We start from the raw sequence: 14,170 nt of genomic DNA, 5'->3' as shown, positions 1-14,170 counted from the left end.
GGCGTCCCCCGCGCCGGGTCGCCCCTCTCCCGGCCGGATCCGTAGGCCGGTGCGGGAGCGGGGCGCCGGGCGGCGTCAGCCCTTGCTGACCGCCAGGAGGATCTCGGGGAGCTTGCGCGACACCGTGGGGGCCGCGAGCCGCAGGCCCGCCCAGGCAGCCAGCCAGCCCCAGGCGACGCCGACCGGAAGCACCACCCAGGAGACGTCCCGGAGGCCGGCGGTGTTCAGCCAGATCGCCAGGACGATCACCGGCGCGCACACCAGCGCCGACCCCAGCATCCCGCCGGCGATGCCGCCCCAGGCGAGCCCGGCCTGTCCGGGGGCGACGTTCTTGAAGGCGCCGTCCGTCGGGATGGAGTACGGGAAGCGGGCCGAGGCCAGCGCTCCCGTGCAGAGCATCGAGCCCAGCAGCGCGAGGGCCACGCCCACCCCTGCGGGGAAGGCCTGCCAGTCGTCCACCAGGGCGGCGGTGACCGCCGTGACCAGGACCGTGTACGGGACGGTGACCAGCGCCAGCGCCGCCGCACGGGCCCGCAGCTCCACGTACGCCTCACGGGCGTTCGAGATGGTCTGCGCGACCATCCAGAATGCCGAGGTGTCCTGCCCGAACTGGTTGTACATCTGCACGCCGAGCATGCCCGCGCCGAAGCTGCCGAGGTAGACCGACCCGGTGCCCTGCAGCGCGTTGAAGACCGGCACGATCAGGCCGATGGCCAGCGCGGTCACCCAGGCCGACTTGGTCTTCGGGTCACGCGCGACGTAGCGCAGGGTGCGCTGCATGGAGGCGCCCGTCCGCCCGCCCGGCAACAGCGACCAGAAGCCGCCGCCGGCACCACCGCGGTCCTTGACCGGTCCGGAGGCCGCGATCGTCGAACCGTCCGGCGTGACCATCAGCCGGGTCAGGCTGCGCTCCCAGGCCCAGGTCAGGCCGGCCACGGCGGCCACGCTCAGCGCCAGTTGGGCCGCCGCCCGGCCGTACGCGCCCTCGCTGACGGAGTCCACCATGCCGACGGCGGTCGCCGGCGGCAGCCACCGCACCACCGCCTCGACGGGCTCCAGCGTCGACAGGCCCCCCGCCTGGAAGAGGCTCTGGCTGGCGAAGTTGGCCAGCTGCGCGCCCACCGCGATCACCAGGCCGCTGAGGAGCGCCAGATCGCGCCCCTTGCGGCTGGTCAGCAGGCGCACGTTGGCCGTCGCCACGGCCCGCGCCAGGGTGACGCAGCCCAGCAGCAGGAGCGGCACAGCCACCGCGGCGGCCACCGCGCCGGCGGCGCCGCGGGCGACGGCTGCCACCGAGCCGATCGCCAGGCACAGCGTGAACAGCGGCCCGATGCCGACGAGCGAGGCCGCGAGCAGGGCCCGTACCAGAGGACGTGGGCGCAACGGCAGCATCACCAGCCGGCTCGGGTCCAGGGTCTCGTCCCCGGTGGGGAAGAACAGCGGCATGAACGCCCAGCCGAGCGCCAGGATCGCGGCCACGATCACCACGACGGTGCCCGCGTGCGCGTTGCCGCGCAGCAGGCTCAGCCCGAGGGTGATGAAGAAGCCGACCACCAGCGCGAAGGCCAGCGTCGAGAAGTAGGCGGCCTTGCGCTTCGAGGAGCCCTTCAGCCCGTTGCGCAGCAGCGACAGCTTGATGCGGAGGAAGATCGGGGTCAGCGCGGGCGGAGCGGCGGGGACCGCCGTTGCGTCGGAGCTCCGGGAGGTGCCGGAGGCGCCGCCGGTCCCGGCGGGGGCGGCGGGCGCGCTCATCGCGTGACCGTCCCGGAGGTCCCGGGGTTGCCGCCGAGCCAGTCCAGCGACTCCCCGGCCGTGTCCCGCCCGTGCGCGCCGACCAGTTCGAGGAAGGCGGCCTGGAGGGAGGGTGCGGAGCCCCGTACCTCGGCCAGCGGGCCCGCGGCGCGGATGCGGCCGGCGGCCATCACGGCCACCCAGTCGCACAGCGACTCCACCAGCTCCATCACGTGGGAGGAGAAGACGACCGTGGCACCGGACGCGGTGTAACGTTCCAGCACTCCGCGGATGGTCTGCGCCGACACCGGGTCGACACCCTCGAACGGCTCGTCCAGGAAGAGCACTTCGGGATTGTGCAACAGGGCCGCGGCCAGGCCGATCTTCTTGCGCATGCCGGTCGAGTAGTCGACGACCAGCTTGTGCTGCGAACCGGCCAGGTCGAGGATGTCCAGCAGCTGAGTGGCCCGCTTGTCGGTCTCCTCGCCCGGGAGCCCGCGCAGACGGCCCATGTAGCCGAGCAGTTCGCGCCCCGACAGCCGCTCGAAGAGCCGCAGCCCCTCGGGCAGTACGCCGATCCGCGCCTTCACCCCGGCCGGGTCCGTCCACACGTCGTGCCCCGCGACGACGACCCGCCCCAGGTCGGGACGCAGCAGCCCGGTCACCATGGACAGCGTGGTCGTCTTGCCCGCCCCGTTCGGCCCCACGAGGCCGATGAACTTCCCCGCGGGAAGCTCCAGGTCGATGCCGGCGACGGCCACCTGGTCGCCGAACCGCTTCCACAGACCTTCCACGCGCACGGCGGACGGCGCGGTTCGCACCTCGTACGCCGCGTCCGTCCCACCCGTCGCATCGCCCTGGTCCGGCATGCGCCTGCCTCTCGTCACACGTCCCCGTTGGTCGTTCTTCCCTCACGATAGGAGGAGGGGGAGAGGCCCTGTCCGTTACGTATGTCATGAGTTTCCGGGGCAGATCGCACACCGTCGGCCCCGCGCCCGGGACCCCACGCCGCCGGCCCCGCGCCGGGGTCTCAGCCCTGGCGTCGCTTGCGCTCCGCCGCGGCCTCGCTGCCGCACGCGTACGCCAGCGCGTCGATCAGCTCCTCCGTGTCCGGCAGCCACCGGTTCGCGGGCGTGGGCCGGCGCGCCCACTGGACCGCGCCCCGGCCGCCGAAGCGGGTCGGCGGGGCGGCCACGTACTCGCCCTCGCCGCGTGCCGTCAGGTCGATCGCGGACGGCGACCAGCCCAGCTTGCGCACGAGGTCGGCGACCTTGACGCCGGCCCCCGGCAGCACGAAGAACAGCATCCGGTGGTCGGGCGTCAGCGTGACCGGTCCGAGGGTCCGCTGCATGCGCTCCAGCCGGGCCAGCGCCAGGAAGCCGGCCGAGTCCGGCACGTCCAGCGCGTCGAAGGTCCGACCCGTCGGCAGCAGGATCGACGCCCCCGGGTTCTTCCCCCACACCCGGCGCACCTGCACCGCGCTGCCCGTGGCGTGCGCCGCCCAGTCCTTCACCGCCGCGTGCGCGCCGGGCGCCGGGCAGTCCGCGGCCCCGCAGGAACAGAGCTCGCGGCCGTCCCCGGGCTCCAGCCAGGTGCCGGCGAAGACATCCCAGTGCCGTTCTTCCGCGTACCGCACGGCATGGTCCAGCAGCTGCTCTCCGCGCTGCGTGGGGATGGGTGCGGTCTCCGTGACTCCCATGGTCTCTTCCACGACCATCACAACTGCCCGCGTCACCCGTGGTTACGGGCGTCAACCCGCCCGCGCGCGGAGCATCGATCCTGCAAACGGGGCGCACTGATGCACGCGTGGGGGCGCGTAGGAGGCCGGGGCGCTGTCGCTGGGTAGCGACACGACGCAGAGCGGAAGATTCTCCGCACATCAGGCGGGAAGTGATCATTCCAACGGATCCACCCGCGTCCAGCAGGGGGTTTTCATGGCAGCCAGGCCTCTCGTCGCCCGCCAGCCGAACGAACGGCTTCAGGCGCTCATCCAGGAAGCCGGGTGCTCGAACGCCGGGCTCGCCCGGCGCGTCAACATGTGCGGGGCCGAACACGGCCTCGATCTGCGCTACGACAAGACCTCCGTGGCCCGGTGGCTACGCGGCCAGCAGCCGCGCGGCCGGGCTCCCGGCATCATCGCCGAGGCGCTCGGGCGCAAACTCGGCCGGACCGTCACCATCGACGAGATCGGCATGGCCAACGGCAAGAACCTCGCCTCCGGCGTCGGCCTGCAGTTCTCCCCGACCGTCATCGGCGCGATCGAGCAGGTCTGCGAGCTGTGGCGCAGCGACGTCGGACGACGCGACTTCCTCGCGGGCTCCAACGTGGCCGCCTCGGCGCTCGTCGAGCCGAGCCGCGACTGGCTGATCACCGGCGCCGACACCCAGGTGGCGCGCAGCGGCGGCGCACGGGTCGGCATGTCGGATGTGGAGGCGGTACGGGCGACCACCGAGGCCCTCAAGGACCTCGACCACCGCTTCGGCAGCGGCCACGTCCGGCCGGTGGTCGTGCACTACCTCAACTCGGTGGTGTCGGGGCTGATCGGCGGCTCCTACCGGGAACCCGTCGGACGGGCCCTGTTCGCGGCGGTCGCCCGGCTGACGGAGCTGGCCGGCTACATGGCGGTGGACACGGGCCAGCCGGGCCTCGCGCAGCGCTACTACATCCAGGCGCTACGGCTGGCCCAGGCGGCCGGGGACCGCGCGTACGGGGGTTACGTACTGGCGGCGTCCATGAGTCACCTCGCGGCGGAGCTCGGCAACCCGCGGGAGATCGCGCAGTTGGCGCGGGCCGCGCAGGAGGGGACCCGCGGGCAGGTCACCCCGCGGGTCGAGGCCATGTACTACGCCGCCGAGGCGCGCGGGCACGCGCTGCTGGGCGACGCCCGGGCGACGGGGGTGCTGTCGGCGCGTGCGCTGAGCGCGCTGGAGCGGGCGGAGCCGGAGTCGGGCGACGACCCGGTGTGGATCCGGCACTTCGACGAGGCCTACCTCGCCGACGAGTTGGCCCACTGCCACCGCGATCTGGGACAGGCGGACGCGGCGGCCCGGCAGGCCGAGGAGGCCTTGCGCCACCTCCCGGCGGGCAAGGCGCGCCGCCGGGCCATCGGGTTGCTGCTGCTGGCGGCCGCGCAGGTGCAGCAGCGAGAGGTGGAACAGGCCTGCCGGACGGCCACCCAGGCGTCGGAACTGCTGGAGGGGCTGCGCTCGAACCGGGGCGCGGAGTACCTGGAGGACTTCAGGACGAGGCTGGGGCCGTACCGGGAGGAGGAAGCGGTACGGGAATTCGCCGCGCGGGTCGCCTGACGGCTCGCCCGGCGGCGGGTGCGGCGGCGGGTGCGGCGGCCGGGCCGGCCGGTCCGGAGCGCGGACCGGGTACCCGTCCGCGGCGCCGCTGCGCGGGCGCCGCGTGCGGGCCCCCGGGCCTCGATGCCCGGCGGGGCTGGTTCCCGGGGTGCGGGTGGTCTCACGGTGGCGGTGCGTGACCGGGTAGCGTGGCCGGGGTTCCGTACGGTCGGGCGAGTCGGAGAAGGAGTCCCGGTGACGCAGAGCGGACAAGGGGGCGCCCCACAGCCGGGTGCTCCGTGGGGCCCGGACCCGGCGTCCGGGTATCCGGCGTACCCCGAGCAGCCGCAGCCCGGGGCCGCCTACGGTTACCCGCAGGCCTACCCCGGTCAAGAGGCGGCGCCCGGGCACGTGGTCGGGCCCGGCTACGAGGGTCCTGGTGCACCGCACGGCTACGGCTATCCGCCGCTGCCCGAGGCCGCCACCCAGTACATACCGCCCGTCCCGGCCGCTCCCGCGGAGGCCGCGACGCAGTACATACCGCCCGTCCCGCAGTATCCCGGGCACGACGAGGCGGCGACCCAATTCATCCCCCCGGTGTCGGCGGGCCCCGCGGGCCCCGCTCCGGCGGAGGCGGCGACGCAGTACATCCCGCCGGTCCCCTCCGATCCGGGCCCCGGTGCTCCCGCCGCCTCCGCCGTCGAAGGGTTCGACGGCCTGTTCCGCGGTGACGACTCCGCCGGGCACACCCAGCAGCTGCCGCCCGTGCAGGAGCCCGTGCTGCGGGGCCGTCCGCCGCAACGGCCCTACCCGCCGCGCGCGCAGGCCCCCGTACCGCCGCAGGCGCACCAGCCCCACCCGAACCAGCAGTACGCCCCGCCCCCGCCGGCGGACTCCTCCCGCAAGGTCTCGCCCGCGATCATCGGCGCCGTCGTGATCGGTCTCGCCGTCGTCGGTCTCGGCGTGGGCTCGCTGCTCGGCGACGGCAAGCCCCGCAACAGCGACCCGGGCGCCGTGCCCGTCGCGCCGACCGCGAGCGGCGGTTCGGCCCCTGCCGGCGAGGCCCCGGTCGATCCGGCCCGCTCGCAAGCCGTCCAATTGGACAAGCTGCTCGCGGACAGCAACGACAGCCGGGCCGCGGTGATCAAGGCCGTGGAGGACATCAAGGGCTGCGCCAACCTCGACCAGGCGGCCTCGGACCTGCGCGACGCGGCCCGTCAGCGCGAGGAACTCATCACCCGGCTGGAGGAGTTGAAGGTCGACAAGCTGCCCGACCACGCCAGGCTGTCCGCTGCCCTCACCAAGGCCTGGCAGGCCTCGGCGGACGCCGACAACAGCTACGCGGAGTGGGCGGACGAGGTGCACGACGACAAGTGCAAGGGTGGCAAGGCCAAGGCCACCAAGAACGCCTCCGAAGGCAACAAGTCGAGCGGTGAGGCGACCAGGGCCAAGGAGTCGGCCGCGGGCATGTGGAACACGATCGCGGCCAAGTACGGACTCACCAAGCGAGACAAGTCCCAGCTCTGAGCCTCCCCGGGATCTCCCCGGGGCGACTCCGGAGCGACCCGGCCTCCCCGGGCCTTCCCCCGACGCCGGTACGGGCCGCACTCACGCCGTGTGCGGGGATCCCACCAGCGTCGGGGTCATGTCCAGGCTCGGCTCGCCCGGCTGCGCCACGAGACGCCCGGACTGCACGATCTGGAAGGTGACCCGTCCGTTGACGATGCGGGGGAAGCCGGCGACGGCGCGCATGTCCTGGTAGCGCCAGCTCAGGTCCGGGGTGAGGCCGCCGGTCTGCACGGGCTGGGACTCGTTCAGCGAGCGCTTGACCCTGTGGGCGTCGACGACCTCGTCCGGGTCGAGGCGCTTCACGATCTCGCTCAGCACCGTGTACGCGATCCAGGTGGTCTGCGCGCCGGTGTCGTCGGGGTCGACGGTGTCATCGCCGAAGGCGAAGTCGTTGACGACCTTGCGCATCGGCTCCCAGGCGGGATCGGAGGCCACCGGGTACCAGCCCGTGAGGTAGGCGCCCTCGAAGGGGCTCTCCCGGCCGCCCGTGCGGTCCACCAGGGACTGGCTGACACTGCCCAGTACGGAGGAGATCTGCGGCTTCCTGCGCTGCGGTTCGGTGCGGCGGAACGCGTCGAAGAACGTCTCGGTGCGCTCGCCGAGGACCGCGGTCACGCAGCCCCTCTCCTTCTCCTTCTCCTTTTCCTTCTCCTTGCCGGTGCCGGCACCGGTGAGGTGCGCGAGTGCCGCGCTCGCCTGCGGATTGAAGTCGGCGGAGTCCTCGGCGGCCCGGATGTCGGCGGCGTCGGCCATCTTGTTGGCCCGTAGTCCGGCGTTGAGCAGGACCGGCAGCGTGTCGCCCGCGATGGTGTCGGGGCGGACCAGCGCGACCTGGTCGCAGACGCGGCCGAGCTGGTGGCCGGCGCCCGCGATCAGGACCGACTGGCCGCCGTTGACCGGGTAGGAGAGCGGGGACTGGAACTCCTCGGAGGAGACCCCGTAGCCGCCGATGAAGGGAATTCCCTCCACCTCCAGGGGGGCCATGAAGGCGCGTCCGTGCTGGCTGTAGGAGCCCACGACGGCGACGGCCTTCTCCGCGACCGCTTCGCGGGCGCAGTCGGCGGCGCCGCTGGGCGTGTTCTTCTCGTTGCAGGTCAGTACGCGTAGTTTGTGGCCGTTGATTCCACCCTGGGTGTTCACCCAGCGCTCGTAGGCTTTGGCCATTCCGGTCATGCCGGGCATGTTCGTGGCGCCGGTCCCTTCCGGGGCGAACGTCATGACGGTGATGGTGCCGCCGGACCCCCCCGAGCCCCCGGGGAGAGTCCCGCACCCGGCCACGAGGCATGCACCCATCGCCGTGGCCGCGAAGGTGCGGGAGAGGGACACTGCGCGTCGCGAGATGGTCATGTCCAAGCACCATTCCGCCCCACCGGTAACTGTCGAGTGAGACGGACACAACATTCGGTGACGTCGAGGTGAATTGCGGGGGCGCCGTCGCACGCGGGCCCTTCAAGATCGCGCCGAACGGGAACGTACGATCGAAAGCGTGACATTCGCCCAAGGTTCGAAGAACTCTTCCAAACGCGGCGGCCGCTCCTCCACCATGGGCGGCATGCCCCTGAACGACATGCCGTGGTGGCGCTGGCGCAGCAACGTGCGCTCGGCGCTGCACATGCTTTCCGATCCGGCCTTCCACGAGGACACCTGGCTGGCCGGCGGCGAAGGGTACGGCGACGTCACCGACGCCGTCTACCGGCTCGTCGAGGACACCTGGCTCGACAGCTGGTCGGCCGAGAAGTACGTCGGCACGATCTTCCGCGATTCGCAGGAGGCGGCCCTCGTGGACCTCGCCGTGCTGCGCGTGCTCCGGATCCTCCACCAGGTCGGCCCCGACGCACCCGTCTCGGTCTACCTGGAGCACCACGCGTGGCCCGAGGCCGTCCGCGCCGCACGCGAGGCGCACGTACGGCTGGCGCAGGCCGACGGGGACGACCCGGACGTACGGCCCACCTCGCTGGAAGCGTTGAGGATGCTCACCCGCGCGGTGTGAAAGGCTGTGCGGTCATGAGCGACCCGCACAACGAGGCCCAGGCCCAGCAGCAGCCCCAGTACGTCCTGACCGTGTCATGCCCCGACAAGCAGGGCATCGTGCACGCCGTGTCGAGCTACTTGTTCATGACCGGCTGCAACATCGTGGACAGCCAGCAGTTCGGAGACCGGGAGACCGGGCTCTTCTTCATGCGGGTGCACTTCGAGGCCGAGCCTGCGGTGACGGTGGAGAAGCTGCGGGCGAGCTTCGCCGCCATCGGCGACTCCTTCAAGATGGACTGGCAGATCCACCGCTCCGAGGAGCGCATGCGGATCATCCTGATGGTGTCCAAGTTCGGGCACTGCCTCAACGACCTGCTCTTCCGCTCGCGGATCGGGGCGTTGCCGGTCGAGATCGCGGCCGTGGTCTCCAACCACACCGACTTCGCCGAACTGGTCGCCTCCTACGAGGTGCCGTTCGTGCACATCCCGGTGACGAAGGACACCAAGGCCCAGGCGGAGGCCCAGCTGCTGGAACTCGTACGCGCGGAGAACGTCGAGTTGGTCGTGCTGGCGCGGTACATGCAGGTGCTGTCGGACACCCTCTGCAAGGAGCTGAGCGGGCGGATCATCAACATCCACCACTCCTTCCTGCCGAGCTTCAAGGGCGCCAAGCCGTACCACCAGGCGCACGCGCGCGGTGTGAAGCTGATCGGTGCGACCGCTCACTACGTGACGGCGGACCTCGACGAGGGGCCGATCATCGAGCAGGAGGTCGAGCGGGTGGGCCACGAGGTCACCCCGGACCAGCTGGTGGCCGTCGGCCGCGACGTGGAGTGCCAGGCGCTCGCGCGCGCGGTGAAGTGGCACAGCGAGCACCGTGTGCTGCTGAACGGCTCCCGCACCGTCGTCTTCGCCTGACGTACGGGCCGCGCGCGGGTGGTGACCCGCGCGCCGCAGGCGCCGGCGGTCAGGGCCGGCAGACCGGGACGGCCGGCCCGTGACCGGCGGCGGCCGGCACCGGCCCGCAGTGCGCCTGGGCCCGCAGTGCGCCTGGGCCCGCAGTGCGCGGGGCGAGGGCAGGACCGCGCGCCGGGGCGGGGGACCGTGCCCCGGATCCCGGTCCGCGGACCGAGGTACGGCACCACCCGGTCGGCCCGCCGGTCCGTCACCGCCCGGCGGGCGGCGTGGCGTCGGGTACTCCGTCCGCTCGGTACGCTCCGCCGGTCCGCGCGGGCTCGCCGCAGGCGTTACGCGTCGGGGGCCTCCACACCGCAGTACCCCGCGAAGGCGGCCAGGATCTCGTCCTCCGAGATGCGACCGTCGCCGTCGGTGTCCAGGGCGAGTGCCACCTGCTCGGCGATTTCGGGCGGGGTGCCGAGGACGCGCAGCACCCGGGCCGCTGCCTTCGGCGTCGCGCCGGCGCCGTCCTCGTCCGCCACCGCGATCACGGCCCGCAGGAACGGGCGGGCGATCTCCGCGAACCGCTGCGGGTTGTCGCGCAGCCGCTTGGCCGCACCGGTGATGAACTCCTCGCGGGACACCCGCTGGTCCCCGTCGACGTCCGCGATCCCGGCCATGCCCTGCCAGAACGCCTCGGCTCCGCCGAAGACGGCCTGGCCCTTCTCCGACCTTGCGGTGGTACCGAATTCGGCCAGGACGGCCTTCGCGGCCGTGCTGAAGTCCTCCCGGTCGATGAAGCCGGACCCGTCCTGGTCGAAGGTGGCGAATCGGGCGGCGATCTTGCGCTCGTATTCTGCGCTGTCCATATGCGGCGTTCCACCTTCACGTGTGCGTGGGGTTGAGATCAAGACAAGGCAGGAGCGTAAGGCCTCGGTGGCCTGCACGTTAAGCGAAGCGGTCAAGCAGGCGGCCGCATCGAACCCGCGCACGGGGAGCGCGGCGGGGCGCGTACGCGTGTACCCATGTGCCCTCGACCGCACCAACGTTCACGCCCTGCGACGCCCCTATCACGCAGGGCGCACTTCCGAGGGGAGCTTCGGCCAAAACAGGCGCGATCGGCCATGTGCCCACTACATTCGATGCGTCGACACACGGCTGGGGGCACTTATGCCGAAGGACGTACCACCGCGGTGGGACCGCCGCATGCAGCAGCGCCTCGCCCGTGGCGAGGCCGCCGCGCTCGGCGAGCTCTACGACCGGTTCGCCTCGCTCGTGCACAGCCTGGCGCACCGCGTGCTGGGCGACGAGAAGGCGGCGGACCGGATCACCCGCGAAGTCTTCGGCTATATCTGGGAGAACCCGGACGCCTACGACCCCAAGCAGGGCTCCATGCGCTCCTGGGTCGCCCGGATCACCCAGGGGCAGGCAGTGGCCCGGCTGCGCCAGGCCGAACTGGGCCGGGGCTCCCGCGAGGAGCTGGAACAGAAGGTGCGCAGCGCCAACGCCGCCGCCCGCGCCGACTACATCGTCACCTCCATGCCCGCGCCGCTGCGGGCCGCCCTGGAACTCGCGTACTTCAAGCGGCGCGACTACCGGCAGGCCGCCGCCGACCTCCAGATCAGCGAGGACGAAGCGCGCCGCAGGCTCCGTCTCGGGCTCCAGCTGCTGTCGACCGCCAACGCCCTCCCGCAGGAGGACACCGCCCCGCCCGGTTACGGCCCGCGCGAATACGGAACACCCCGATGAACGGCCCCGCCCAGTCGCCCGACGACGGATACGAACGTCCCGGCGGCCAGGCGCGCATACCGGGCCCGCGCGGAGCCGCCGACGACCTCGACCCGGCACACGCGCCCCGCCCCCTGCCGCTGTCGCCGCCGACGGAGCCGGCACCGCCGCCCTCGCACGCCGTGCTGAAGTCCCTGCTCGGCGCGTGGGCTCTCGCCGCGTGCTCGGCCGAGGAGACCCGGGCGGTCGAGGACCACCTCACCGAGTGCGCTCCCTGCGCCGAGGAGGCGCTGCGACTGCGCGACGCGGTCGGGCTGCTGCACCCGGAGGAGAGCCTCGACCTCAAACCCCTGCTGCGCTCGCGGGTCCTGGAAGACTGCCTCGGCAAGCGGCCGGCCCGCATTCCGGTGCCGTCCTGGGCGAGTCCGTACGACACCGAGGCCGCGCGGCTGGACGCACTGCTCCAGGACTTCGGCGACTCCGAGTGGCACACCCCGGTGCGCCTGAAGTGGTTCGAGGAGGAACGCAGCCGGTCGCAGCGGACCACGGTCGCGGGTGTGATCGGACACCTCATGACGGTCGACGGGCTGATCGCCATGGCTCTCGGTCTGGACGACCCGCTGGGCGCGGAGGCGCCGCCGGGAGGTCCGACCGCACGGACGGAGTACTTCTGGGGCGCGTCGCCGTACCCGACGACCCGGCAGGTGCGCGAGCCGTGGCGAGAACAGAGCCACACCCTGGTCCGCACGGTGTCCTTCGCAGGTCGTGGTGTTGCCGAACTCGCCGTGGACTACGGCGGTTTCGCCCTTCCGCTCGGTGACGCCTTCCTGGAGCGGGCCTTCGAGTGCTGGGTGCACGCATGGGACATCGCGGACGCGGTGGACTACCCGTACGAGCCGCCCTCCGGGCCCCACCTGCACGGGATGATCGACCTTGCGGCGCGGCTGCTGCCGGGCGCGCTGGCGCAGCGGCGGCGCGCGGGCCTGGCCGCCCCGGCGCGGGGCCTGGTCGCGGCGGGAAGTCCCGGGCGGACCCTGCACCTGGAGATCGAGGGTGCGGGTGGCGGCGGCTGGGACATCGCGCTGGACTCGCCGGGAGCGATGCCGTCGCCGGAACGCACGGTGGCGGAGATCGCCCTGGACGGCATCGAGTTCTGCCAGCTGGCCGCGGGCCACATCGCCCCGGAGGACGTGGCGGCGGGCCAGCACGGCGACCGCGAGGCGATCCGCGACGTGCTCTTCGCGGCGGCCTCCCTGAGCCGCCTGTAGGGAGTGCGTACCCCCGCACCCAGCGCCTCCGCCCCACCAGCACCCGCCGTGTTCCGCCCCCGCCCCGCCCCCTACGCGTATCGCTCGCGCAGCTTGTACTTCAGGACCTTGCGCAGGGCTTCGTTGCGGGGCAGGGCGGCCAGGAGCTCCAGTTGCTCGGGGAGTTTGTGGGTGGCGAGGCCTTCGGCGCGGAGGTACGACGTGACCTGGGGGAGGGTCAGGGGAGGCGCTCCCTCGGGCTGTTCGACGACCGCGCAGACGCGTTCGCCCCGGCTCTGGTCCGGGAGGCCGATGACCGCCACGTCAGCGACGCCCGGAAGGCGGTGGAGGAGGTCCTCGATCTCCTTGGCGGAGATGTTCTCGCCCTTGCGGATGATGACGTCCTTGCTGCGGCCGGTGAGGACGAGGTAGCCCTCCTGAGTGAGGTGGCCGAGGTCGCCGGTGATCAGGTAGCCGTCGGGGTCGAAGGCTTCGGCGGACTGGCCACCGTCCAGGTAGCCCTGGCAGACCGCCTCGCCGCGCAGTCGCACCTCGCCGTCGGTGTTCGGAGGCAGCGGGGTGCCGTCTGGGGTGGTGATGCGGATGGACATGCCCTCCGGGGGCCGCCCCTCCGTGGTGGCGAGGTGCTCGGGGGTGTCGTCGGGGGCACCCATGGTGATCATGGGGACTTCGGTCATGCCGTAGCCGTGGGTGAGCTGGCAGCCCAGTTCGCGGACCACGGCGTGGTAGATCTCCGGCGGTTTGGGGGCGCCGCCGCCCGCGAGGAGGCGGAGGGTCGGAATGAGGGGGACGTCCGGGTCCTTGCGCTGCTCGGTGAGGAACATCGAGTAGAAGGCGGTCGATCCGCCGGCCACGGTGACCCCGTGGCGGCGGTAGCCGTCGAGGGCGTCCGGCATGGCGAACTTCTCGAAGAGGACCGCGGGAAAGCCGTAGAGCAACAGCATCACGGTGTAGTCCGGTCCGGCGATGTGCGCGAAGGGGAAGGCCATCGAACCGACGTCGCACGGGGTCAGGTGCAGGGAGTGCGCGAGGCAGGAGCCGCCCGCGATGAGGGAGCGGTCGGTGTGCAGGACGCCCTTGGGGTCGGAGGTGGTGCCGGAGGTCCAGTAGATCCAGCGGACGTCGGTGCCGGTGGCGGGTGGTGGGGGCAGTACGTCCGGGTCGCCGTCCGGGAGGGAGTCGTAGGCGTCGAAGACGCCGCGGGCGCCGAGTCGCCGGGCCATGGCGGGGTAGTCGTGGCCGCGCCACACACCGGGTGTCGCGAAGAAGCCCGCCTTGGACTCGCGCAGCGCGAAGCCGACCTCGCGGTCCCGGTAGAAGGGGATGACCGGCGTCTGGACGGCGCCTATCCGGGCCAGGGCGACGGTGAGCAGCACGGTCTCGATGCGGGTGGGGAGCTGCCAGGCGACGACGGTGCCGGGGCGCACTCCCATGTCGTGGAGGCCCGCGGCGACGCGCTCGGCGCGGTCGCGTAGTTCTCCGAAGGTGAGCGTGCGGTCGGCTGCGGGGTCCTCGGCCGCTTCGATGAGGACGGTGGTGTCCGGGGTGAGTGCGGCCCTGCGGGTGACGAGCTCCCACAGGGTGCGGGAGCGGCTCAGTTCTGTCGCGGTCGCGGTGTCCGTCATCCCGGACCTCCCCCTCGCTGTAGCTGACGGTTAGTCAGATCAAGCGCAGAGCGTAGAGCGCGTGCGCTTGTCGGTCCAGGGGTGGCGGGGCTAGCTT

12 protein-coding genes are annotated in these 14,170 nt (G+C 72.5%); 6 read left to right on the top strand and 6 right to left on the bottom strand.

What is annotated here, in order from left to right:
- Positions 1-75: 75 nt before the first annotated feature.
- From R4Z63_RS13535 to R4Z63_RS13525, 3 genes are all read right to left on the bottom strand, one after another.
- Entirely contained in the window at positions 76-1,752 is a 1,677-nt protein-coding gene (locus tag R4Z63_RS13535; RefSeq protein WP_384452935.1) for a transporter, read from the bottom strand.
- Positions 1,749-2,600 (bottom strand): ABC transporter ATP-binding protein, encoded by an 852-nt coding sequence (locus R4Z63_RS13530; RefSeq protein WP_384452932.1) that lies wholly within the window; start codon positions 2,598-2,600, stop codon positions 1,749-1,751. The genes R4Z63_RS13535 and R4Z63_RS13530 overlap by 4 nt, the downstream gene beginning before the upstream one ends.
- Positions 2,601-2,761: 161 nt before the next feature.
- Positions 2,762-3,430 (bottom strand): bifunctional DNA primase/polymerase, encoded by a 669-nt coding sequence (locus tag R4Z63_RS13525; RefSeq protein WP_236647731.1) that lies wholly within the window; start codon positions 3,428-3,430, stop codon positions 2,762-2,764.
- A gap of 235 nt (positions 3,431-3,665) precedes the next feature.
- On the opposite strand from R4Z63_RS13525, the gene R4Z63_RS13520 reads away from it, so the two are divergent.
- Both R4Z63_RS13520 and R4Z63_RS13515 read left to right on the top strand, forming a co-directional pair.
- Positions 3,666-5,036 (top strand): NsdA family TPR-like regulatory protein, encoded by a 1,371-nt coding sequence (locus R4Z63_RS13520; protein WP_037924863.1) that lies wholly within the window; start codon positions 3,666-3,668, stop codon positions 5,034-5,036.
- Between the two features lie 234 nt (positions 5,037-5,270).
- On the top strand, positions 5,271-6,542 hold the full coding sequence (locus tag R4Z63_RS13515) for a hypothetical protein (protein ID WP_384452927.1): 1,272 nt from the start codon (positions 5,271-5,273) through the stop codon (positions 6,540-6,542).
- 81 nt (positions 6,543-6,623) lie between these two features.
- Here R4Z63_RS13515 and R4Z63_RS13510 read toward each other — a convergent pair whose 3' ends face one another.
- On the bottom strand, positions 6,624-7,931 hold the full coding sequence (locus tag R4Z63_RS13510) for an ABC transporter substrate-binding protein (protein ID WP_384452924.1): 1,308 nt from the start codon (positions 7,929-7,931) through the stop codon (positions 6,624-6,626).
- A 196-nt stretch (positions 7,932-8,127) separates the two neighbouring features.
- Between R4Z63_RS13510 and R4Z63_RS13505 the strand changes: the two genes are divergently transcribed.
- Both R4Z63_RS13505 and purU read left to right on the top strand, forming a co-directional pair.
- Complete coding sequence (locus R4Z63_RS13505; protein ID WP_037924868.1) at positions 8,128-8,574, top strand: SCO4402 family protein; 447 nt, start codon at positions 8,128-8,130, stop codon at positions 8,572-8,574.
- Between the two features lie 14 nt (positions 8,575-8,588).
- Positions 8,589-9,473, top strand: coding sequence for a formyltetrahydrofolate deformylase (gene purU / locus R4Z63_RS13500; RefSeq protein WP_037924870.1), 885 nt, complete (start codon positions 8,589-8,591; stop codon positions 9,471-9,473).
- A 329-nt stretch (positions 9,474-9,802) separates the two neighbouring features.
- Here the strand turns inward: purU and R4Z63_RS13495 are convergent, their stop codons facing one another.
- A complete protein-coding gene (locus R4Z63_RS13495; protein WP_037924872.1) occupies positions 9,803-10,321 on the bottom strand; it encodes an EF-hand domain-containing protein in 519 nt (172 codons plus the stop codon).
- A 301-nt stretch (positions 10,322-10,622) separates the two neighbouring features.
- On the opposite strand from R4Z63_RS13495, the gene R4Z63_RS13490 reads away from it, so the two are divergent.
- On the top strand, positions 10,623-11,201 hold the full coding sequence (locus R4Z63_RS13490) for a sigma-70 family RNA polymerase sigma factor (protein ID WP_037924874.1): 579 nt from the start codon (positions 10,623-10,625) through the stop codon (positions 11,199-11,201).
- Positions 11,198-12,448, top strand: coding sequence for a maleylpyruvate isomerase N-terminal domain-containing protein (locus R4Z63_RS13485; RefSeq protein ID WP_384452919.1), 1,251 nt, complete (start codon positions 11,198-11,200; stop codon positions 12,446-12,448). Before R4Z63_RS13490 ends, R4Z63_RS13485 begins: the two co-directional genes overlap by 4 nt.
- Before the next feature lie 71 nt (positions 12,449-12,519).
- Here R4Z63_RS13485 and R4Z63_RS13480 read toward each other — a convergent pair whose 3' ends face one another.
- On the bottom strand, positions 12,520-14,073 hold the full coding sequence (locus R4Z63_RS13480) for a class I adenylate-forming enzyme family protein (RefSeq protein WP_384452916.1): 1,554 nt from the start codon (positions 14,071-14,073) through the stop codon (positions 12,520-12,522).
- Between the last annotated feature and the right edge of the window lie 97 nt (positions 14,074-14,170).

Source organism: Streptomyces sp. PL-29 (assembly GCF_058344425.1).
This window is presented reverse-complemented; position numbering and strand designations above follow the sequence as displayed.

Excerpts from the sequence above, each read along its gene's own strand:
- R4Z63_RS13535 (WP_384452935.1), bottom strand. The coding sequence starts at position 1,752 with ATGAGCGCGCCCGCCGCCCCCGCCGGGACCGGCGGCGCCTCCGGCACC.
- R4Z63_RS13530 (WP_384452932.1), bottom strand. The coding sequence starts at position 2,600 with ATGCCGGACCAGGGCGATGCGACGGGTGGGACGGACGCGGCGTACGAG.
- R4Z63_RS13525 (WP_236647731.1), bottom strand. The coding sequence starts at position 3,430 with ATGGGAGTCACGGAGACCGCACCCATCCCCACGCAGCGCGGAGAGCAG.
- R4Z63_RS13520 (WP_037924863.1), top strand. The coding sequence starts at position 3,666 with ATGGCAGCCAGGCCTCTCGTCGCCCGCCAGCCGAACGAACGGCTTCAG.
- R4Z63_RS13510 (WP_384452924.1), bottom strand. The coding sequence starts at position 7,931 with ATGACCATCTCGCGACGCGCAGTGTCCCTCTCCCGCACCTTCGCGGCC.
- R4Z63_RS13505 (WP_037924868.1), top strand. The coding sequence starts at position 8,128 with ATGGGCGGCATGCCCCTGAACGACATGCCGTGGTGGCGCTGGCGCAGC.
- purU (WP_037924870.1), top strand. The coding sequence starts at position 8,589 with ATGAGCGACCCGCACAACGAGGCCCAGGCCCAGCAGCAGCCCCAGTAC.
- R4Z63_RS13495 (WP_037924872.1), bottom strand. The coding sequence starts at position 10,321 with ATGGACAGCGCAGAATACGAGCGCAAGATCGCCGCCCGATTCGCCACC.
- R4Z63_RS13490 (WP_037924874.1), top strand. The coding sequence starts at position 10,623 with ATGCCGAAGGACGTACCACCGCGGTGGGACCGCCGCATGCAGCAGCGC.
- R4Z63_RS13485 (WP_384452919.1), top strand. The coding sequence starts at position 11,198 with ATGAACGGCCCCGCCCAGTCGCCCGACGACGGATACGAACGTCCCGGC.
- R4Z63_RS13480 (WP_384452916.1), bottom strand. The coding sequence starts at position 14,073 with ATGACGGACACCGCGACCGCGACAGAACTGAGCCGCTCCCGCACCCTG.